The sequence below is a fragment of the Flavobacterium celericrescens genome, from assembly GCF_011392075.1.
Lineage (GTDB): Bacteria > Bacteroidota > Bacteroidia > Flavobacteriales > Flavobacteriaceae > Flavobacterium > Flavobacterium celericrescens.
Genome location: NZ_JAAJBV010000001.1, coordinates 198,122 through 219,093, shown reverse-complemented (window position 1 = coordinate 219,093; position 20,972 = coordinate 198,122). Strand labels below are relative to the sequence as shown.

Here is a 20,972-nt window from a genome sequence, read left to right as displayed (position 1 = left end):
TTTTTTTATTTGGATAGATTTTATTTTTAATCTCTTGAGCCTAAAATTCTAACAGCCCAATATAATAAAGAGGCTAATGCTCCTAATGCAGCAACAACATAAGTTCTAGCAGCCCATTTTAAAGAATCTTCAGCGCCTGCATATTCTTCTTGGCTCAGCATATTTTTGTTTTTTAACCAAGCTAAAGCTCTGTTACTGGCGTCATATTCTACAGGTAGAGTGATAAAACTAAAAGCAGTTGCAATTGCCATTAAAACTAATCCCGCAAAGGCAACATAAAAACCAATTCCTGATTTAGAGGCAAAACCTAAAATTAAACCTCCCATAATTAACCATTGCGACATGCTTGATGAAACGTTAACCATTGGCACCATTTTAGAACGCATGGTTAGCCACTGATAGGCTTGTGCATGTTGCACCGCGTGACCACATTCGTGAGCAGCAACCGCAGCCGCAGCCGCATTTCTTTGATTATAGACAGCTTCTGATAAGTTAACTGTTTTATTTACTGGATTGTAATGGTCAGTTAATTGGCCAGGTGTAGAAATAACTTGAACACCTCTAATTCCGTGATCGGCAAGCATTTTTTCTGCAATTTCGGCTCCACTCATTCCGTTGCGTAAGGTTACTTTTGAATAGTGCGCAAATTTACTTTTTAAACGATTACTTACTAACCAACTCACCAGAGCAATAGCTCCAATCATTATATAATATCCTAACATAGTTTATGGATTTAAAATTTAAAGTTACAAATTAAATATCAAATTGTGCGCCAATTTTAGCAAATGACAACTTGACATTTTATTATACGTAGAAAATGAAAAAAGTTACAAAAAAATCCCAAATTTTTAATTCTGGGATTTGAGAATTAGTTTTGAATTAATTTTAATTCATGTTCTATTTGAGAATGAATTTCATCTAATTCTTTATCATAAATATTAGTTTCTTCTAAAATTGCTTTTTTAAATAATTTAAAAGATTCAAGTCGCAATTTTGAATACCTTAATAGTACTATATTTTGTTCGATAATTTCATTTGGTAATTCTTTAATTTTTGTTGCTTGTTTTATAATGTTTACATTTTCATTCCATTTTGGAATTATTTCTTTATCTAATCTATAAACTAATTTATTTTTATCCTCAAGAGGAAGAAATTTATAAAACTCCAATGATTCTCTTTCGTTTTTAAAAAAAGTTTCCATTTTAGCATCATATTTTTCTAAGTTTTTGTCATTTTCAAAAATAAAAATGTAACCCAGAATAACAGATAAAAAAAGTAGCATTGCAATAAATCCAACTAAAGCAGCTTTCCATCCTGAAATAAATTCATTTCCAAACTCTTTGTGCAATTTTAATATTTCACCTTGAGTATATTCAACAACAAGATATATGATTGCAGTATAAATAAGTGGAATTAATTGATTAGGAAATTTTTCAATTATTTCATCAGGGGTTAAAAAAATTAAACCAAAAACAAAGACAGTTGCTAATAAACCATATAAGATTGCTTTTTTTGCTTCATCTGGTTTATTTAAAACCAAAAAGTTTTCTCTAACTAAATACCCCGCCGCTAATGGTCCGCCAAAAAAAGTAGCAATACCAATTGCTCTTTGAGAATAAAATTTTAAACCTTTTGTTTTATTTTGTTCTTGAGCAGTTTCCATGAATTATCCCACTAAATTAATAATCTTACCCGGAACGATAATGATATTCTTTGGTGTATTTCCTGCTAATTGTGCAATGGTTCTATCGTCTGCTAAAACAATTTCTTGAATTTGCTCTTTGGTTAAATCCAATGGTAATTTAATTGTGAAACGCATTTTTCCATTGAAAGAAACTGGATATTCTTTTTCAGATTCGACTAAATATTTTTCTTCAAATTTTGGAAAAGCAACGGTTGCAATTGAACCTTCGTGACCTAAAGCAAACCATAATTCCTCAGCAATATGCGGTGCATAAGGAGAAACTAAAAGTGCTAATGGTTCTAAAATTGCACGGTGATTGCATTTTAATTGTTGCAATTCGTTCACACAAATCATGAATTGAGAAACCGATGTATTGAAAGAGAAATTCTCAATATCTTCTGTGACTTTCTTAATAGTTTTGTGTAACGATTTGTACATTTCTGCGGTTGGTTCATCGTTTACGATTACCGAACCATTGTCATCAAAATATAAACGCCATAACTTTTTCAAGAAACCAGAAACTCCAGTAATTCCCGCTGTATTCCATGGTTTTGCTTGCTCTAATGGTCCTAAGAACATTTCGTACAAACGCAACGTATCGGCTCCGTATTCATTACAAATATCATCCGGATTGACTACGTTGTATTTTGATTTCGACATTTTCTCTACTTCGCGACCTACGATGTATTTTCCATCTTCTTCTTTTATGAAAACAGCATCTTTATAATCTGAATACAATGAATTCGCTTTAAATTTTTCGATATCTAATTCATTAGTAATGTCATTGATACATGATAAATCAACGTGGATTGGGTCAAAAGAAACTCTTCTTTCAGAACTTGAAGAATATTCATCTTTCTCAAATTCTTGGTTAAACTTCATTTCAATTTCATTAAATAAATCTTCATTAATTTCTTTCAACACAAGATAATTATTCTCTATTTTTTTTCGAAATTCATTAGAAATGAAACAATTATAAACAATTGATGACCAGCCCGTCTTAGAGTTTGGTCTAAATTCAAGTTTTAGTCTATAAACAAAAGCACTCATTCCCAAAATCATCCCTTGGTTAATCAGTTTCTTGAATGGTTCTTCGGTTGGTGCGTAACCTCTATCTTTTAAGAATTTATTCCAAAAACGAGAGTACAATAAATGTCCGGTTGCGTGTTCGCTTCCACCGATGTATAAATCTACGTTTTCCCAGTATTTTAAAGCTTCTTCATTTGCAAACTCTTCGGTGTTGTGTGCATCCATATAACGCATCCAATACCATGAAGAACCAGCCCAACCTGGCATCGTGTTCAATTCTAATGGGAATACTTTTGTGTTGTCAATTAAATCATTGCTAACCACTGCATTGTTTTCACTATCCCAAGCCCAAACGGTTGCGTTTCCTAATGGTGGCTGCCCGTCTTCTGTTGGTAAGTATTTTTCTACTTCTGGTAAAACGATTGGCAAGTGTTTTTTGTCAATCATTTGTGGTAAACCATTAACATAATATACTGGAAATGGTTCGCCCCAATATCTTTGGCGAGAGAAAACCGCATCACGTAAACGGTAATTTACTTTAGCATTTCCTGCGCCTATTTTTTCAAGCTCTTCGATGATTTTTTTAGTTCCTAATTTGTAATCTAATCCGTTTAAGAAATCAGAATTTACTAATTCGAAACCACCTTTTTCTCCGTAAGCGGCTTCTGAAATATCTTGGTTGAAAATATTTTTAATTTCGGGCATTCCGTGTGTTCCTTTGAAGAAATTCGCGAAAGCATAATCACGCTCATCGCCACATGGAACCGCCATAACCGCACCAGTTCCGTATCCGGCTAATACGTAATCGCCAATCCAAACTGGAATTGGTTCTTTTGTGAAAGGATGTTCCGCATACGCGCCAGTGAAAACACCTGAAATGGTTTTTACATCTGCCATTCTTTCTCTTTCCGAACGTTTTGCTGTAGCTTCAACATACGCCTCAACCGCTGCTTTTTGTTCTGGAGTTGTGATTTGAGCAACCAATTCGTGCTCTGGCGCTAATGTCATAAACGTTACTCCGAAAATCGTATCAGGACGAGTTGTGAAAACATCGATTTTAGCATCGTGATTGTTTACATTAAACGAAACCATTGCTCCAACCGATTTTCCAATCCAGTTTCTTTGTGATTCTTTGATGGATTCACTCCAATCGATTTCGTTTAAACCTTGTAACAAACGTTCTGCGTAAGCAGAAATTCGCATTGACCATTGTGTCATTTTCTTACGAACAACTGGATGTCCACCACGTTCTGAAACGCCGTTTACAATTTCGTCATTCGCTAAAACAGTTCCTAAAGCTGCACACCAGTTTACTTCGGTTTCGGCTAAATAGGTTAATCTATATTGTAATAATACTTTTTGTTGTTGTTCTGATGAAAACGATTTCCAATCTTCAGCTGAAAATGGTGCAATATTATCATCACAAACCGCATTTACATTCGTATTTCCGTTTTTCTCGAATTCTTGAATTAAGGTGCAAATGCTTTCTGCTTTATCAGTAGTTTTATTGTACCAAGACTCGAATAATTGAATGAAAATCCACTGTGTGTGTTTGTAATAATCTGGATTTGAAGTACGCACTTCTCTACTCCAATCGAAAGAAAATCCAATTCTATCTAACTGATTTCTGTAACCTTGAATCGTATTTCCTGATTTATCCACACCACCTTCGATATTCATACGAGTTGTATCGGCTGGATGTTGTCCAGTCTGAATCGCATATTGTTCGGCTGGCAAACCGAATGAATCGTACCCTTGCGGATGCAATACATTAAAACCTTGATGTCTTTTATATCTTGCGACAATATCAGAAGCAATGTAACCCAGCGGATGCCCAACGTGTAAACCCGCTCCCGAAGGATAAGGAAACATGTCTAATACATAGTATTTTGGTTTGTCTGAATTATTTGATGCAGCAAAAGTTTGATTTTCTGCCCAATATTGTTGCCATTTGGCTTCGATTTTTTCGTGGTGGTATTTCATGTTCTAGTTTTCAGTCTCAGTTTTCAGTCTCAGTTTTCAGTCTCAGTTTTCAGTCTCAGTTTGAATAACTGATGACTGCGACCGCGACTGAACACTATTTTTTTCGGTGCAAAAATACGTTTTATATATCAAAGTTGAAAGTGAGCAAAAAGCTATTTTTTTTCTGCTTTTACGAGATTTTCAAACTCTTCTTGAGTTACTTTTTTTGAGTTGCCTTTTGATTCGTAATAGTATTCTCTGGTTTCAGTATTGGTTTTTTCGTCAAAAATAATTTTTACTCCGTGCATTAATTCGTTTCTATAGTTGGTTTCAACAGTGCCACCTCCATACATTTTATAGATGTATTTGATTTTTTTACCGTTTACATCATAATGTGTCTCACTGTTTGAATTTGCTTCGTCATCTTTCAAGGTGTAGAACTTATTGATTCCAATGGGAAGGTTTTTATCGTTATACTTGTTTTCGTGTAACAATTTACCCGTTTTATCATAATATTTTATGTTGTAGGCACCAGTAGTTTTATCTCTTTCTTGGATATAAAAGACGGCTTGATTGGCATAATATGCGGTTTCTTTTACCAATTCATCATTTTCGTATATCACTTCAGATGATTTTTGTTGGTTGTCTTTATTGTATATAGTTAAGCCGTTTTTTTTGTTATTTTTATATTCCGTCGAACTTGTTATTTTTCCATTTCTATAAGTGATTGATGCGCCATTTAAACTATCGTTTTTGTAGTTCTGTTCACGTTCAAGTTCTCCACCAGCATTATAATTTTTCCAAGTTCCAATTTTTAACCCTTGAGCATCATAATATTCTTCTTTGATTAATTTTTTGTCTTTAGAATAGGTTTTGTGTTCGCCAATTTTTTTGCCAAAGCTGTATTCGTAATTTGAAGTGATTTCTCCTTTGGTATTATAAAACGTTACCACCCCATGTTTTTCACCTAAATAATAAGGAATTTTTACACTCAGATTTCCTGTTTCATAATTATAAATTTTTGCTTCACCATGAATATCTCTGCTGTTCACGATGTTGTATTTAGATATTAATTTATTATTTATGAAGCGTTGTACTTTGCCTTTTTTCATGTCATTTGGCAAAATAAAAACATCATTATCTTCATAATATTTTAGGTTTCCTACTAGATTTCCATTTACATAATTTCCTTCTAATATTTTTTTATCTCTATTTGGATATGTATATCGACGAATTCCGTTTTTTAGATTGTCTTTGTAGTGTGTTTCAATTACTAAATGATATTCATCGTCATAAATATTGTATGCACCATTTGCTTTTCCGTTTTTAAAATTAATTTCTTGAAAAGTAGATCCATTTATATGATAGATTGTTTTTTTACCTTCTAAAACGCCGTTTTTATACGTTGCTTCGGAGTAAATTCTCGTGTTTACATAAATACTAACAGTAGTGATTCCAAGCTTGTTTTTGGTGATTTCGTATCGAATATTTTCATGTGAGTTTGTTTTTTTTAACATCTCAATATCCGATAGTTTAAACGATATTTCCGCTGGATTTAATTCCCATTCGTTATAAAAGAAACTCTCAAGATTTCTAATTTCTGGCATTCTGATTTGAAATTCATAACCATCATTTGGATACCAATCTTGAGCAACTGACGTGAATGTAACAAAGAATATATATAGGATGAATACTTTTTTCATGGCTTAATTTTTATAATATAATGTGCCGTTTGCATTTGCATACCCTTTTAAATTTCCATTTTTATCTTTTAATGAAATCAATGTGATTTTAGGCAATGCTTTCGGGTTAGATTCAGTTGTTTTTCTGTATTCCAGTTTTGGATAATTTAAATAAATATCGTCAATTTCATAGTCAAAAACAGCATCAATTATTTCGATTTTATAGGTATTTGTATTTTGGAAAATCATACCATATTTATTGTCTTTTTTTAAGTGGTATAATTTAGTAACTGCGCTTGTTGATGAATATTTTGGTTGTTTGAATGCTTCATATTCGGGTTTTAATAATTCTTGTCCATTCATTTGAACGATGCCGTATTTTTTATCAATTCGAGATTGATAAGTAATATTTCCTTGATTAGAATATAATTTTAAAGCAGTTAAATCATCATATAGAAAAGGAAAAAGTAATCCTTTATTATTGGAGTAAAAACTATATTTATAACGATTGGTTTTGTTTTCTTTTTTACCCACAATAAAAACAATTTCTGCAGTATCACTATAATTATTTATTGTTACAAATGTTTTGCAAATGGTGTCGAATTCAATTGCTTTTTTAACATCGGAAGTAAATAGTATACCTTGTTTTCCTTTCTTTTTATAGGCTACAAAATTTTGAAAATATTGTATGGTATCGTTTTTCTTTACGTTGTTATAGTAGCTTTTAATCTCAAGAGATGTGACAGGAATTTTAAGATCAACTGTTGTGGTTGTTTTTTTCTCTTTTGGGTTATATTGATTGGATGTTTCAAATACTAATTGATTATTTACAATTTTAAAAGAGTTGGAATAATATGTCAAAGGTTTGTAATTGCGCGAAGTATCTTCTTCTCTTGGAGCTTCAGCCACAACATCATAACTATAATCGCCTTTGATGTCTTCCATTACTACAACTTCATCGCCACCATAACTTCCAGAACCACTTCCGTATTCATCATTATATTTATATGATTTTTCCATGAAACGTTCCAAATAAGCGTTTTCAGATTTGTATAATATTTTACATTTTACTTTTTCTTTTGGTAATTTTGAAAAATCCCAAGCTTCTGTGATTAAAGCATCATTTTCAGATTTTTTTACAGCAAAAACAACGCTTGTCATATTGCTTTGTTTGTCTAAAATGGTGATGGAATGGTAATCTTCATACAGCCATTGTGCAATAGATTTATTTATATTATCATAGATAAAAATACTTTCTGTATAATCGGTATTCAAAATGTGAAAAGCGGTTATTGAACCATTTATATTGTCAGAACTAATAATTTGAATAATAGGTTTTTTAAGAATTGATTTTCCTTCAGGCGTTACAATATCTGTTCGCTTAGTATTATTGTCTTCAGAAATTAAAACATAATTTCCATTTTTTTCATATACATTTTCATAAATGGCATCAAAAAGTACTTTTCCGTTGCTTATCAATCCTCTTTTATCTTTTATTTTTGGAATTAGGATTTCATGATTTGCCGAATAATCTTGTTGAAATTCTAATTTATCAAATTTAGGTTCAATAATTATTTTTCCTTCTGGATTGCACATTCCCCATAAGTTTCCGTCGCGATATGGGATTGCAATATCTTGTGCTGATAGCGAAAAATAGTTGAGAAGAAAGACAATAAAAAATAAATTAATTTTGATTGACATAGTATAAATATTTGGAAACAAATTTACAGATAATAAATACTAAAGTTAAAACTTTGTTGTTATATTCTGTGTAAACAAAAATTCTTTACTATTTTTACAGCTTAAATATATTTTTATGGCATCATCATTTGAAAATTACAACAAGCGACGTTTAATTTCGTCTTACTTTTCGGTAGTTTTAAGTATCTTTTTAGTTTTATTCCTTTTGGGAACATTAGGTTTGTTTGTAATTAATTCTAAAAAAATATCGGATGATTTTAAAGAAAATATACCCATGACGGTTTTCTTTAATAATGAAGCCAATGATAGTCTGTTAAGTGCTTTTGATGTAGAAATGAAAAACGCCAAATTCATCAAAGATTATGCATTTGTCCATAAAGACAGCGCTGCTAAAAATAACGTTGATATTGTAGGTAAAGATTTTATGGAGTTTTTAGGATTTAATCCGCTACAAAATTCATTTGATATTCACTTAAAAGGGGATTATGTAAATGCCGATAGTATCAAAAAAATTGAGCGTACAATTCGTAAAAATGAAATGGTTACCGAAATTATTTACGACAAACAATTAGTAGATTTAGTAAACAATAATGTAAAAGAAATCAGTTTTTGGATTTTAATCATCAGCGGCGTTTTAACGGTTGTTGCAATGTTATTGATTAATAGTTCATTACGTCTTTCTGTATATTCGCACCGATTTTCTATTAAAACAATGCAGATGGTTGGTGCAACTAAATCATTCATCAGAAAACCTTTCATTTGGACTAGTATTAAATTAGGATTAATTGGTTCGGCTTTAGCAATTATTGGACTAATTGGTGTTGTAATTTATGTAGATGGTTTATTTCCAAGTTTAGGAATTGCTAAAGATTATGCTTCTATTGGAATTGTAATTTTTGGAGTATTAGTAGTAGGAATTATTATTACTTCAATTAGTACTTATTTTGCAACACAACGTTTCTTAAACTTAAAAACAGATGACCTTTATTAGGTTTCAGTGAATTAAAAATATAAAAATGGAAAATAATAACAAACCCGAATTTCTTTTTGATAAAGTAAACTACAAAATTCTTTTGGTTGGATTGGCTGTAATCGCACTTGGATTTATTTTAATGAGTGGTGGTGGAAGCGATGATCCAAATGTTTATAATAAGGAGATGTTTAATTTCAGAAGAATCCGTTTGGCTCCAACTGTAGTCTTACTTGGATTCGGAATTACGATTTATTCTATTCTTAAAAAAAGTAAATAGTGAAAACAGAATAGTAATTAGCTTTTTACGCTTCACTTTTTTACATTTCACTAATCACTATCAAGCATGGATTATTTACAAGCAATACTTATTGCAATAGTTGAAGGGTTGACAGAATATTTACCCGTTTCTTCAACAGCTCATATGATTTTCACTAGTTCTTTTTTTGGGATTCAAGAAGATGATTTTGTGAAATTATTTCAAGTCTCAATTCAGTTTGGTGCCATTTTAGCTGTGGTTGTTTTATACTGGAAAAAGTTTTTCGATTTTTCAAAAATTAACTTTTATATCAAATTGGCTTGTGCTGTACTTCCAGCTTTAGTTTTAGGAAAAATATTTGATGATAAAATAGATGCGATTCTAGGAAATCCAATTCCAATTGCGATAATGTTAATTATAGGTGGAATTGTATTATTATTTATCGATGGAAGATTTAACAATCCTACAATTGTAAATGAAGAAGGAATTACTGTAAAAAAAGCTATAAATATTGGTATATGGCAATGTTTAGCCATGATGCCTGGAACAAGTCGTTCTGCAGCTTCCATAATTGGTGGAATGCAACAAGGATTGACTCGTGAAACAGCTGCTGAGTTTTCATTTTTTCTAGCAGTGCCAACGATGTTAGCAGTTACTACATATTCTTTATTTTTAAAAACATATGAAGTTTCTCAATTAAAAGGATACGAATTGTTGACACAATCAAATGATAATTTAAAACTTTTTTTTATTGGTAATATTGTCGCTTTTATTGTTGCTATTATTGCCATAAAATTCTTCATAGGAATTATTAAAAAGTATGGTTTTAAGCCTTGGGGTTATTATAGAATTATAGCTGGAATGATATTGTTAGCTTATTTTTCATTAAACAAATAAGACTTTGAAAACAGCAACAGATTTTTTAGAAGGAGAAGTTATTTTAATAGACAAACCCTTGACTTGGTCATCTTTTCAAGCGGTAAATAAATTAAAATACATTTTAAAACGCAAATACGATTTACCAAAGAAATTTAAAATAGGTCATGCAGGAACTTTAGATCCATTAGCTACAGGTTTATTGATTATTTGTACGGGTAAATTCACTAAAAAAATTACTGAAATTCAGGCACAGGTTAAAGAATATACCGGGACTATTGTTTTAGGTGCTACAACGCCATCCTATGATTTAGAAACCGAAGTTGATGCAACTTTTCCAACAAATCACATCACAGAAGCTATAATTTTAGAAACTACAAATCAATTTCTTGGTGAAATAGACCAAAAGCCACCAGTTTTTTCCGCTATTAAAAAAGATGGAAAACGTTTGTATGAACACGCAAGAGCAGGTGAGGAGGTAGAAATTCAATCGAGAAAAACTACTATTTACGAATTTGAAATCACACGAGTACAACTTCCTGAAGTAGATTTTAGAGTAAAATGTAGTAAAGGAACTTATATTCGCTCATTAGCATATGATTTTGGCTTAGCATTGCAATCTGGCGGGCATTTATCGAAGCTTCGTCGTACCAAAATTGGAGGCTATAATGTAGAAAATGCAGTTTCTCCAGCAGATTTTGAAAAAAAGATAAATGATGAAAAATAAAGTTTTAATATTAATTCTTTCTTTTATTCAATTTGGTTTTGCTCAAAATGTGAAACTCAAAACGGGTGATATATTATTTCAATCTATGAATTGCGGCCCACTTTGTGAAGCGATTAATGAAGTTACAGCAGGTTATCAAGGAAAAGATTTTAGCCATTTAGGAATGGTTTATATTAAAAACGATTCTGTTTTCGTAATTGAAGCTTCAGGTAAAGAAGTGAAAATTACACCTTACGATACTTTTAAAACCTATACGACAGATGAAATGTTTGTGGGAAGATTAAAACGAAAATACAGAAAATATATTCCAGAGGCAGTTTCATTTTCATTGCAACAAGTTGGTGTGCCTTATGATGATGAATATTTGTATAACAATGGAAAATATTATTGTTCGGAATTAATTTATGATGCATTTCTTCATTCATACCAAAAACCTTTGTTTGATTTATTTCCGATGACGTTCAAATCGCCAAAATCAAATGAGTATTTTGAAGTTTGGGTCGACTATTATGAAAAACTAAAAATGGAAATCCCAGAAGGACAACTTGGTTGTAATCCTGGTGGAATTTCCACTTCAAACAAACTAAAAATAATCGGAACTTTACGCTAAAACACTTTCAAATAAAGCAATAATTTCGTTTTGTATTTCTGTTCCTTTATCAAGTAAATACCATTTTTGCAACGCTATTTTTGCGTTTTCGTCAACTATTCCATGAGTTGCTTTATAGTCAAGGATTAATTGTTTAGCACCGTGTGGTCTTGGTCCCCAATCTGCAATAACTTCTAAAGTAGTTGCGTCTAAAACTATTAATTTAGGAATTGCTCTGCCGCCATTTGTTAAAAATTGTTGCATTAAGATATCATTATCATCTCGCAAAGCAATTTTTAAATCAATTTTTTCTGATGCTTCACTCATTTTATAGATGACAGGTAAAATTTGAGCAGCATCTCCACACCAACTTTCTGCTAATACTAGCCAAATATAGTTTTTGTCTAAATTTTCTAACTTGGTTTTTACTTCATCAGCAATAGTAATAGTTTTTTCTAAACGATTCATTCTTGCTTCATTCAATTCAGAATAGTGTAATAAATCTTCAGATTGTTCATGACCTGTTGATTTTCCTTGAGCAATCAATTCAGAAGCTAAATTTCTATATTCGGTATAAGAAAAACTATTTTGTAACGTTTGTTGAATTGTATTTATCATCTTATTAACTTTATTTGGCAAATTTAAGTCTAATTTTGGAAATTAAATGTAAGAAATGTTACACATGGATTTAGCTTCAAAATCAATCGGATTAGCACTTTCTGGTGGTGGTTCAAAAGGAATTGCTCATGCAGGTGTTTTAAAGTTTTTATCAGAACAAGAAATAACACCTTCATGCATTGCAGGTTCAAGCGCTGGTGCTATTGTAGGGACTATGTATGCTTATGGTAAAAAACCAGAAGAAATTTTAGATTTTTTTAAGTCAATCTACTTTTTTCATTGGAAACATTTTACATTTAAAAAAGCGGGTATAGTTGACTCGGAATCATTTAAAAAATATTTTGATGAAGTATTTGGGGCTACTACTTTAGGTGAATTGAATATTCCAATGTATGTTACCGCTACCGATATGGTAAAAGGAAAACTCAAGATTTTTAATCCCGACACTAAAGTTGTTGATGCAGTACTTGCTTCTACGGCAGTACCGGGAATGATTTCACCCTATATTATTAAGGAAAAATTATATAGCGATGGTGGTATTTTGAATCATTTTCCAGCGGACTTATTACAAGGAAAGTGTGATTCTATTATTGGAGTTTATGTGAGTCCAATTCAAAATTTGGAAGCAACACAATTACGGTCAATAAAATCTGTAACTTATAGAGCTTTGGAATTATTAACTGCTAATTCTAATCTTCAAAAATTCAATCATTGTGATTTAATTATTGAGCCAAAAGAATTGACTAATTTTAGCACTTTTGAAACCAATAAGAATAAAATGGATTTGATATTTGAAATTGGATATAATGAAGCAAAAAAAGCTTTTGAAAATTTGTCTTTATAATTGTTAAAACATTTTTTTTAGAAAAAAGCTATTTAACTATATTTGCACAACAAATCAATACAACAAATGAAGTACAAAAGAATTCTTCTAAAATTAAGTGGTGAAGCTTTAATGGGTGAAAGACAATATGGTATCGACCCACAACGTTTGGCTGAATATGCTGCAGAGATAAAACAAATTCATGATAAAGGCGTTGAAATTGCTATCGTTATTGGTGGTGGAAACATTTTTAGAGGTGTCGCTGGCGCAAGCAACGGAATGGACAGAGTGCAAGGTGATTATATGGGAATGCTAGCAACAGTTATCAATGGAATGGCATTACAAGGCGCGTTGGAAGAAGCTGGAATGCAAACACGCTTACAAACAGCTTTAAAAATTGAAGCAATTGCTGAACCTTATATCAAAAGAAGAGCCACTCGTCATTTAGAAAAAGGAAGAATCGTAATTTTTGGTGCTGGAACTGGAAATCCTTATTTTACAACAGATACTGCAGCCGTTTTAAGAGGAATTGAAGTAGGTGCTGATGTAATTTTAAAAGGAACTCGAGTAGATGGTGTGTATACATCTGATCCAGAAAAAAATGCTGACGCAGTTAAATTTGATTATATCTCATTTGAAGATGTGTTAGCAAAAGGATTAAATGTAATGGATACTACTGCATTTACATTAAGTCAAGAAAATAAGTTACCAATTATTGTGTTTGACATGAATAAAGATGGTAATTTATTAAAAGTATGTGAGGGAGAAACTATCGGAACAACTGTAACAATATAATTAGATAATTAGACTTTATAGAATATTAGATAATTAGACTTTTAAAATCTGGTTATTTATACATTCTGAAAATCTAAAAATCCAACAATCTAAAAATCCAAAGAGAGATGACAGAAGAAATTAACTTTATTTTAGACAGTGCAAAAGAAGCTATGATAGGCTCGGTTGCTCATTTAGAGAAAGAATTTTTAAATATTAGAGCTGGAAAAGCCTCACCTCAAATGTTGGGTGGTGTTTTTGTAGATTATTATGGTTCACAAACACCATTATCTCAAGTAGCAAATATTAATGCGCCAGATGCAAGAACATTGACTGTAACTCCTTGGGAAAAAAACATGTTGCATCCTATTGAAAAAGCAATTATGATTGCTAATCTTGGATTAAACCCAATGAACAACGGAGATAACATCATTATCAATATTCCAGCATTAACTGAAGAAAGAAGACGCGACTTAGTAAAACAAGCAAAAGCGGAAGCGGAAGATGCAAAAATTGGAATTAGAAACCACCGAAAAGATGCTAATTCAGATATCAAAAAAGAAGAGAAAGACGGAACGGCTGAAGATATTTGTAAAAAAGCTGAAGAAGATGTGCAAAAATTAACCGATTCTTTCATCAAGAAAATAGATGAACTTTTAGCAGTGAAAGAAGCTGAAATCATGAAAGTATAAATTTAAGTCCCGATTAACACTCGGGATTTTTTATTTTAAATATCTTTGTGAAATACTTGAAAAAACTTACATGAAATATTTTTGGCTTTTTTTGTGTTTTATCTTAACCAATAGCTTGGTAGCACAAACCAAAATCAAAGGACAAATCATCGATTTTGACAACGCAGTACCTATTGCATTTGCTTCGGTAACTTATAACAAAACTACAATAACGGCCGACTGGGAAGGTAAATTTTCATTAGAAATAAAAGATAGTAAGCTTCCTATAAAAGTAAACTATAAAGGATATTATGAAAAAATTGTTTACGCTTCAAGTACAACTTCGCTACTTACTATTAAATTAATTACAGATTTAAACGATAAAAAAGCAGAAGTGTTTTCTGAAATAGAAGTAAACAATATTGTAAAAAAGGTAATTGAAAACAGAAAGAATAACGACCCAGTAAAGGTATTGTCTAGCTTTCAATATAAAAATTATGAGTATTTACAAGTAACAGCCAATCCAGACAGTATTTCAAGTAAAATAGATACTATTTATAAAAAAAGGTTTCTTAGAAAACCACTTATGAAATTAGATTCTACTAATTATAAATTTAAAAAGGTTGTAGAAAAACATCATTTGTATCAAACTGAAAAAGTAAACCTAATTCAATATTCAAATAAAAAAAGTAAGGAAACTATTTTAGCTACCAGAATGGCTGGTTTTGAACAGCCTTTGTATGAATATTTAGGGTTAAAATTGGTTTCCTATTCGGTATATGAAAATCCGTTTGAAATATTAGAAATTCCAGTTCAAAATCCAATTTCTAATTATGGAAGAAGATTGTATTCTTATAAGCTTATTGATACCGTTTCTATTCAAGGAAGAAAAGCTTTTCGTATTTATTTTCAACCTAAAAAACTGAATGCAAATAGACTTAGAGGTTTGTTATACATTGATACCGAAACATACGCTATTTCAAAGGCATATTATCGAATTTATGGAGTAGTAAACATCAATGCAACATACACATTTAACTATTTAAAAGAACATAATATTTGGTTTCCAGAAAAGCGCTCTTTTAAAGTGTTGAAAGGAAACAACTATGAAGATTTGAATATTTTGGGAGGAACCATTAAGTTTACATCTTCGCTAGAAGATATTGAAAGTAAAAATGCAACCGATCAAGCTTATTTGCATATAGAATCTACGCCTTACGATATTGAAATCAATCAACCCGTTACCATAACAAAACCGAATGTAAAAATTGAAGTTCCTCAAAGTAGTTTAAAAAAACCAGCTGAATATTGGAATGCATTTGCAAAAGACACTCTTGACAAAAGAAAACTAAGAACATATACTTCTATTGATAGTTTATCTTTATCCGAAAAGATTGAGCACAAAGTTTTTTTAGGAAAAAAAATTATTAACGGTTATTTTCCAGTTTCAATTATTGATGTTGATTTGAGAAGTATTGTCAAGTACAATAATTTTGAAGGTTTTAGACTTGGTCTTGGAGGTGTTACAAACGATAAATTATCTCAAAAATATAAAGTAGCGTTTTATGGTGCTTATGGCTTAAAGGATGAAGAAATTAAATTTGGAATCACACCTTCTTATTTGGTTCATAAAAATTCTGAAACCTGGTTAAGTGCTTCTTATTCAGATGATATTAGCGAAATTGCACAAACAAACTTTGCTACAGATTCTAGAAGATTTAAAATTTATGACCCTCGACCAATTAATATTTCTACTTTTTACAACAACAAAATGAGTTCTGTTTTTGTAGAAAGTAAAGTTTTGCCAAAAACAACAAGTTATTTTGCTATTTCTCAGAGCCAAGTAAAGCCTTTATTTGATTATACATTTGTAAACAATGGTGTTTCTTATACAGATTATAATATTACAATGGTTCAATTAGGTTTTCAATGGAATCCGTTTAGCAATTACATGCAAACGCCTATGGGAAAAATTGAAATGGAAAAACGCCATCCAAAATTTTCAATTCAATACACGCAAACTATTCCCGATGTTTTAGATAATGATTTTGAGTTTTCCAAAATAGACTTCAAAACCTATTATGAATTGCCTTATTTATCTGGACAAAAAAGCACTATTTTATTACAAACAGGAATTGCTTTTGGCGATGTACCCATTACACATTTATACAGCATTGTGCCAAATAATTTAAATCGAGATGCAATTTTACAACGAATTACATTTGCTGGAAAAAATAGTTTTGAAACCATGTATTTTAACGAGTTTTTCTCTAATAAATACGCATCATTACAATTAAAACATACGTTTAATAAAATTAGATTAGGCTACAAAATTAATCCAGAATTTACTGTTGTAACAAGAATGGCTATTGGCTCAAATAATAAAAACAACCAGCACCTTGGAATTGCCTATAAAACGATGCAAGATGGGTTTTTTGAAAGTGGAGTTGAGTGTAATAAACTGTTCAAAGGTTTTGGTTTAGTTGCATTTTATAGATATGGTCCTAACCAATTGGCAAACTTTGAAGATAACATCGCAATAAAAGTTTCTTATTATTTGGATTTAGGCTTTTAAAATTAACTTAATTCTTGCACTCTAAACCAATAAATTAAGCAAAAATACATACCTTTGCACCCTAATTTTTGAGAGATGTTAAAGTGGTTAAGCACCAGTTTTTGGGATTTTATCGCCAGTAAAATACTAAGAAATAAAATAGGATTATTAATTTTAGTTGCCCTTTTTACCCTTTTTATGGCTTCGCAATGGAAGTACATAAAGTTTACCAACACAGAAGCAAATCTGTTACCCGCTTCTGAAAAAGCCAATATAGAATACAATTCGTTTTTAGAAAAATTTGGAGAAGAAGGAAATCTAATCGTTGTAGGAATACAAGATAGTCTTATTTTTTCGCCAAAAATATACGCTTCTTGGGAAAAATTAATGCTTCAATTAAAGCAAAACAAAGAAGTTGAGGTTATTATTTCTTTAAATGATTTAAAAAGATTACAAAAAAACGATAGTTTATCTACTTTCGAATTAACGGCATTACTTGATCCTGCAAAAACAAAAGATGCTGCTTATTTAAAAGAAAGAAAGAAAGAACTTCTAACACAAATGCCTTTTTATGAAGGATTGTTATATAATAAATCAGGCATCATTCGCTCAGCGATTTATTTAGACAAAAAAATTGTAAACACTCCTGAACGAAAGAATCTAGTTTTACATAAAATTATTCCAGCTATTGAAGCTTTTGAAAAAGAAACAAAAGTAGATTTACACGTTTCGGGAATGCCATACATTCGTTCTTTAAATTCGGAATATATTATTAGCGAAATCAGTTTGTTTATTGGTGCAGCACTTGGAATAACATCATTGATTTTCTTTTTCTTTTTCCGTTCTTTTAGAACCACTTTGATTTCAATGTGTATTGTGATTGTGGGTGTAATGTGGTCTTTTGGATTTTTAGGATTATTGCGTTATGAAATCACTGTTCTTACCGCTTTAGTACCAACTTTAATGATTGTTATTGGAATTCCAAACTGTATTTTTCTAACCAACAAATACCATCAAGAGTGTAGAATTCATGGTAATCAAGCCAAAGCTTTAGTACGTGTAATAACAAAAGTTGGAACGCCAACCTTGATCACAAATCTTACCACTTCTTTTGGATTTGCAACATTTATCGTAACTAATAATGAATTGCTTAAAGAGTTTGGAGTAGTTACTTCTATTAATATTATTGCGTTATTTTTTTTGTGTCTATTTGTAATTCCGGTGGCTTACAGCTACATGTCTATTCCAAAAGAACGCCATTTAGATCACTTAGAAAGAAGTTATGCCGTAAGCTTTTTAAATTGGATTCAAAAAACCATAAAAAGCAAAAGAACTATTGTTTATACTGTAGCAATTTTATTATTAGCAACCGGTATTTTTGGAATTTTCAAAATGAGAATCTCTGGAAGTTTAATAGAAGATATGCCTAAAAAGGCGGCCTTTTTTGATGATATCGTTTTCTTTGAAAAAGAATTTGACGGTGTTATGCCAATCGAAATCATGATTGATACCAAAAAGAAAAAAGGTGTCATGAAATTAACTACTTTAAAAAGAATGGACGAACTTCAGGAAACTATAGATTCTATTCCTGAATTATCTAAGCCTATTTCTATTGTTAATTTAGTTAAATATTCTAAACAAGCTTATTACAATAACAATCCGGAATATTATGAATTACCAACTTCACAAGAACAAGCGTTCATTTTATCGTTTGCAAAAAATTCGGTAAAAAATAGTAAGGATAATATCATGAAAAGTTATGTGGATGAAACGGGTCAATATACCAGAATTACCACCTTTATAAAAGATGAAGGAATCAATAATTTAGACATAATAGAGTCTAAACTACAATCAAAAATTGACGAATTATTTCCAAAAGAACGATATGAAGTTTCAATAACCGGAAAGGCAGTTGTGTTTCAAAAAGGAACAAAATATCTATTAGATAATTTACTTCAATCTTTGTTATTGTCTGTGTTCATAACGGCTTTGTTGATTGCTTTTATGTTCCGCTCAATTAAAATGATAGTTGTTGCTTTAGTACCTAATTTATTGCCATTATTAATGACAGCTGGAATTATGGGCTATTTTAATATTCCATTAAAACCTTCAACTATTTTGGTGTTTGGAATTGCATTTGGTCTTTCAGTAGATGATACTATTCGTTTTTTGGCAGAATATCGACAAGCACTAACAAGAAATAATTGGAAAATTAAAAAATCTGTTTTTGCAACCATTAATGAATCAGGCTTGAGCATGTTTTATACTTCGGTTGTTTTATTCTCAGGTTTTTCGGTGTTTATGTTGTCTAGTTTTGGAGGAACAATTGCACTAGGAGGATTAGTTTCCATAACATTACTATTCGGAATGTTATCCAATTTAGTACTCTTACCCTCGCTAGTTTTAACATTAAATAAAACATTAGCTAATCAGCAAGAATTTGTAGAACCAACTATCAATATCCTAAGTGATGAAGAAGTTGGCGAAGTAGATAAAATTGAATTTAACGAATTTGATGAAGAAGATATTGAAGAAGAAAATTCAAACGAGAAATAGTATATTTGCATTATAAATCATAAATCGAAATGAAACACTCAAAAGTAATAGACCTTTTAAACAGCACGAAAACATTACATGAAGTAACAGCAAAAGGTTGGGTTAGAACATTTAGAAACAATCAATTCATTGCGTTGAACGATGGTTCGACCATTCATAATATTCAGTGTGTGGTAGATTTTGAAAACACACCTGATGAAACATTAAAAAGAATTACAACCGGAGCTGCTATTTGCGTTACCGGAACCTTGGCAGAAAGCCGTGGTGCTGGACAAAAAGTAGAAATTCAAGTAACGAAGTTAGAAATTTTAGGCGATAGCGATGCGGAGAAATTCCCAATGCAACCAAAAAAACACTCGTTAGAATTCTTACGTGAAAATGCACATTTACGTGTTAGAACCAATGCTTTTGGAGCTATTATGCGTGTGCGTTCAACTTTAGCGTTTGCAGTGCATCAATATTTCCAAGAAAAAGGATTTTTCTATGTAAATACGCCTATTATCACAGGTTCTGATGCTGAAGGTGCTGGAGAAATGTTTCAAGTAACTTCTTTACCAATTGACGGTTCGGCTCCAAGAAACGAAGACGGAAGCATCAACTATAAAGAAGATTTCTTCGGAAAACAAACCAACTTAACCGTTTCTGGACAATTAGAAGGCGAAACTTTTGCTATGGCATTAGGTCAAATTTATACCTTCGGACCAACATTTCGTGCAGAAAATTCAAATACGTCTCGTCACTTAGCTGAGTTTTGGATGATTGAGCCAGAAGTGGCTTTCAACGATTTAGCGGATAATATGGATTTGGCTGAAGATTTCATCAAATACGTTATCAAATATACAGTTGATAAATGTGGTGATGATTTGAAATTCTTAGAAGCAAGACTTTTAGAAGAAGAAAAATCAAAACCACAAGCAGATAGAAGCGAAATGACGCTGTTAGAAAAATTAAGTTTTGTATTAGATAACAACTTCAAACGTGTTTCTTATACGGAAGCTATTGATATCTTAAAAGATTCAACACCAAATAAAAAGAAAAAATTCCAATACATCATTAACGAATGGGGTGCTGATTTACAAAGTGAGCACGAACGTTTCTTAGTAGAAAAACACTTTAAATGTCCGGTAATTTTATTTGATTATCCAGCAAAAATTAAAGCGTTTTACATGCGTTTGAACGACAATACTGAACCAGGAAAAGAAACCGTTAGAGCAATGGATATCTTGTTTCCAGGAATTGGAGAAATCGTTGGTGGATCTCAAAGAGAAGAGCGTTACGATGTTTTAGTAGAAAAAATGAAAGCCTTAGGAATCGACGAAGAAGAACTTTGGTGGTATTTAGACACTAGAAGATTTGGCTCAGCTGTTCATTCAGGTTTCGGATTAGGTTTTGAAAGATTAGTGCTTTTTGTAACCGGAATGGGTAATATTAGAGACGTAATTCCTTTCCCAAGAACACCACAAAACGCAGAATTTTAGGATCTTGTTAAATTGTTTA

At 31.3% G+C, this 20,972-nt stretch carries 17 protein-coding genes; 11 read left to right on the top strand and 6 right to left on the bottom strand.

Annotated elements, in window-relative coordinates; all coding sequences use genetic code 11:
* Nucleotides 1-26 precede the first annotated feature (26 nt).
* The 5 genes from G4L40_RS00985 to G4L40_RS00965 form a co-directional block, all read right to left on the bottom strand.
* Complete coding sequence (locus tag G4L40_RS00985) at nt 27-722, bottom strand: zinc metallopeptidase (RefSeq protein WP_166235132.1); 696 nt, start codon at nt 720-722, stop codon at nt 27-29.
* Between the two features lie 146 nt (nt 723-868).
* Entirely contained in the window at nt 869-1,663 is a 795-nt protein-coding gene (locus G4L40_RS12955) for a hypothetical protein (RefSeq protein ID WP_207785300.1), read from the bottom strand.
* A 3-nt stretch (nt 1,664-1,666) separates the two neighbouring features.
* Nucleotides 1,667-4,696: a leucine--tRNA ligase gene (locus G4L40_RS00975; protein ID WP_166235130.1), complete on the bottom strand. Its 3,030-nt coding sequence runs from the start codon at nt 4,694-4,696 to the stop codon at nt 1,667-1,669.
* A 152-nt stretch (nt 4,697-4,848) separates the two neighbouring features.
* A complete protein-coding gene (locus G4L40_RS00970; RefSeq protein ID WP_166235128.1) occupies nt 4,849-6,378 on the bottom strand; it encodes a toxin-antitoxin system YwqK family antitoxin in 1,530 nt (509 codons plus the stop codon).
* 3 nt (nt 6,379-6,381) lie between these two features.
* The gene (locus tag G4L40_RS00965) at nt 6,382-8,058 is read right to left on the bottom strand and encodes a WG repeat-containing protein (protein WP_166235126.1); all 1,677 of its coding nucleotides are present in this window, start codon (nt 8,056-8,058) and stop codon (nt 6,382-6,384) included.
* Between the two features lie 115 nt (nt 8,059-8,173).
* Between G4L40_RS00965 and G4L40_RS00960 the strand changes: the two genes are divergently transcribed.
* The 5 genes from G4L40_RS00960 to G4L40_RS00940 all read left to right on the top strand — a co-directional run bounded on the left by G4L40_RS00960 (nt 8,174) and on the right by G4L40_RS00940 (nt 11,500).
* Nucleotides 8,174-9,049 carry a cell division protein FtsX gene (locus G4L40_RS00960; protein WP_166235124.1) on the top strand — a complete coding sequence of 292 codons (876 nt, stop codon included), beginning with the start codon at nt 8,174-8,176 and terminating at the stop codon, nt 9,047-9,049.
* A gap of 25 nt (nt 9,050-9,074) precedes the next feature.
* Nucleotides 9,075-9,308, top strand: a complete 234-nt coding sequence (locus G4L40_RS00955) for a DUF3098 domain-containing protein (RefSeq protein WP_166235122.1) — start codon at nt 9,075-9,077, stop codon at nt 9,306-9,308.
* Between the two features lie 66 nt (nt 9,309-9,374).
* Nucleotides 9,375-10,184 carry an undecaprenyl-diphosphate phosphatase gene (locus G4L40_RS00950; protein ID WP_166235120.1) on the top strand — a complete coding sequence of 270 codons (810 nt, stop codon included), beginning with the start codon at nt 9,375-9,377 and terminating at the stop codon, nt 10,182-10,184.
* A gap of 4 nt (nt 10,185-10,188) precedes the next feature.
* Complete coding sequence (gene truB, locus G4L40_RS00945; RefSeq protein WP_166235118.1) at nt 10,189-10,890, top strand: tRNA pseudouridine(55) synthase TruB; 702 nt, start codon at nt 10,189-10,191, stop codon at nt 10,888-10,890.
* Nucleotides 10,877-11,500: a YiiX/YebB-like N1pC/P60 family cysteine hydrolase gene (locus tag G4L40_RS00940; RefSeq protein ID WP_235922554.1), complete on the top strand. Its 624-nt coding sequence runs from the start codon at nt 10,877-10,879 to the stop codon at nt 11,498-11,500. The genes truB and G4L40_RS00940 overlap by 14 nt, the downstream gene beginning before the upstream one ends.
* On the opposite strand, the gene G4L40_RS00935 is transcribed toward G4L40_RS00940, so the two are convergent.
* The gene (locus tag G4L40_RS00935) at nt 11,492-12,097 is read right to left on the bottom strand and encodes a thioredoxin family protein (RefSeq protein WP_166235116.1); all 606 of its coding nucleotides are present in this window, start codon (nt 12,095-12,097) and stop codon (nt 11,492-11,494) included. The two genes, G4L40_RS00940 and G4L40_RS00935, sit on opposite strands and share 9 nt — an antisense overlap.
* Before the next feature lie 64 nt (nt 12,098-12,161).
* Between G4L40_RS00935 and G4L40_RS00930 the strand changes: the two genes are divergently transcribed.
* From G4L40_RS00930 to asnS, 6 genes are all read left to right on the top strand, one after another.
* Nucleotides 12,162-12,941, top strand: a complete 780-nt coding sequence (locus G4L40_RS00930; RefSeq protein WP_166235607.1) for a patatin-like phospholipase family protein — start codon at nt 12,162-12,164, stop codon at nt 12,939-12,941.
* Nucleotides 12,942-13,007: 66 nt separating this feature from the next.
* Entirely contained in the window at nt 13,008-13,715 is a 708-nt protein-coding gene (gene pyrH / locus G4L40_RS00925; protein WP_166235114.1) for a UMP kinase, read from the top strand.
* Between the two features lie 107 nt (nt 13,716-13,822).
* Nucleotides 13,823-14,386 carry a ribosome recycling factor gene (frr, locus tag G4L40_RS00920; RefSeq protein WP_166235112.1) on the top strand — a complete coding sequence of 188 codons (564 nt, stop codon included), beginning with the start codon at nt 13,823-13,825 and terminating at the stop codon, nt 14,384-14,386.
* Between the two features lie 70 nt (nt 14,387-14,456).
* Nucleotides 14,457-16,940, top strand: a complete 2,484-nt coding sequence (locus G4L40_RS00915) for a DUF5686 family protein (RefSeq protein ID WP_166235109.1) — start codon at nt 14,457-14,459, stop codon at nt 16,938-16,940.
* Between the two features lie 75 nt (nt 16,941-17,015).
* On the top strand, nt 17,016-19,475 hold the full coding sequence (locus tag G4L40_RS00910; protein WP_166235107.1) for an efflux RND transporter permease subunit: 2,460 nt from the start codon (nt 17,016-17,018) through the stop codon (nt 19,473-19,475).
* A gap of 29 nt (nt 19,476-19,504) precedes the next feature.
* The gene (gene asnS / locus G4L40_RS00905) at nt 19,505-20,953 is read left to right on the top strand and encodes an asparagine--tRNA ligase (protein WP_111566274.1); all 1,449 of its coding nucleotides are present in this window, start codon (nt 19,505-19,507) and stop codon (nt 20,951-20,953) included.
* Nucleotides 20,954-20,972: the final 19 nt, after the last annotated feature.

Excerpts from the sequence above, each read along its gene's own strand:
- G4L40_RS12955 (WP_207785300.1), bottom strand. The coding sequence starts at position 1,663 with ATGGAAACTGCTCAAGAACAAAATAAAACAAAAGGTTTAAAATTTTAT.
- G4L40_RS00955 (WP_166235122.1), top strand. The coding sequence starts at position 9,075 with ATGGAAAATAATAACAAACCCGAATTTCTTTTTGATAAAGTAAACTAC.
- G4L40_RS00970 (WP_166235128.1), bottom strand. The coding sequence starts at position 6,378 with ATGAAAAAAGTATTCATCCTATATATATTCTTTGTTACATTCACGTCA.
- G4L40_RS00960 (WP_166235124.1), top strand. The coding sequence starts at position 8,174 with ATGGCATCATCATTTGAAAATTACAACAAGCGACGTTTAATTTCGTCT.
- G4L40_RS00935 (WP_166235116.1), bottom strand. The coding sequence starts at position 12,097 with ATGATAAATACAATTCAACAAACGTTACAAAATAGTTTTTCTTATACC.
- G4L40_RS00915 (WP_166235109.1), top strand. The coding sequence starts at position 14,457 with ATGAAATATTTTTGGCTTTTTTTGTGTTTTATCTTAACCAATAGCTTG.
- G4L40_RS00965 (WP_166235126.1), bottom strand. The coding sequence starts at position 8,058 with ATGTCAATCAAAATTAATTTATTTTTTATTGTCTTTCTTCTCAACTAT.
- asnS (WP_111566274.1), top strand. The coding sequence starts at position 19,505 with ATGAAACACTCAAAAGTAATAGACCTTTTAAACAGCACGAAAACATTA.
- G4L40_RS00940 (WP_235922554.1), top strand. The coding sequence starts at position 10,877 with ATGATGAAAAATAAAGTTTTAATATTAATTCTTTCTTTTATTCAATTT.
- G4L40_RS00950 (WP_166235120.1), top strand. The coding sequence starts at position 9,375 with ATGGATTATTTACAAGCAATACTTATTGCAATAGTTGAAGGGTTGACA.
- frr (WP_166235112.1), top strand. The coding sequence starts at position 13,823 with ATGACAGAAGAAATTAACTTTATTTTAGACAGTGCAAAAGAAGCTATG.
- G4L40_RS00985 (WP_166235132.1), bottom strand. The coding sequence starts at position 722 with ATGTTAGGATATTATATAATGATTGGAGCTATTGCTCTGGTGAGTTGG.
- G4L40_RS00975 (WP_166235130.1), bottom strand. The coding sequence starts at position 4,696 with ATGAAATACCACCACGAAAAAATCGAAGCCAAATGGCAACAATATTGG.
- pyrH (WP_166235114.1), top strand. The coding sequence starts at position 13,008 with ATGAAGTACAAAAGAATTCTTCTAAAATTAAGTGGTGAAGCTTTAATG.
- G4L40_RS00930 (WP_166235607.1), top strand. The coding sequence starts at position 12,162 with ATGGATTTAGCTTCAAAATCAATCGGATTAGCACTTTCTGGTGGTGGT.
- G4L40_RS00910 (WP_166235107.1), top strand. The coding sequence starts at position 17,016 with ATGTTAAAGTGGTTAAGCACCAGTTTTTGGGATTTTATCGCCAGTAAA.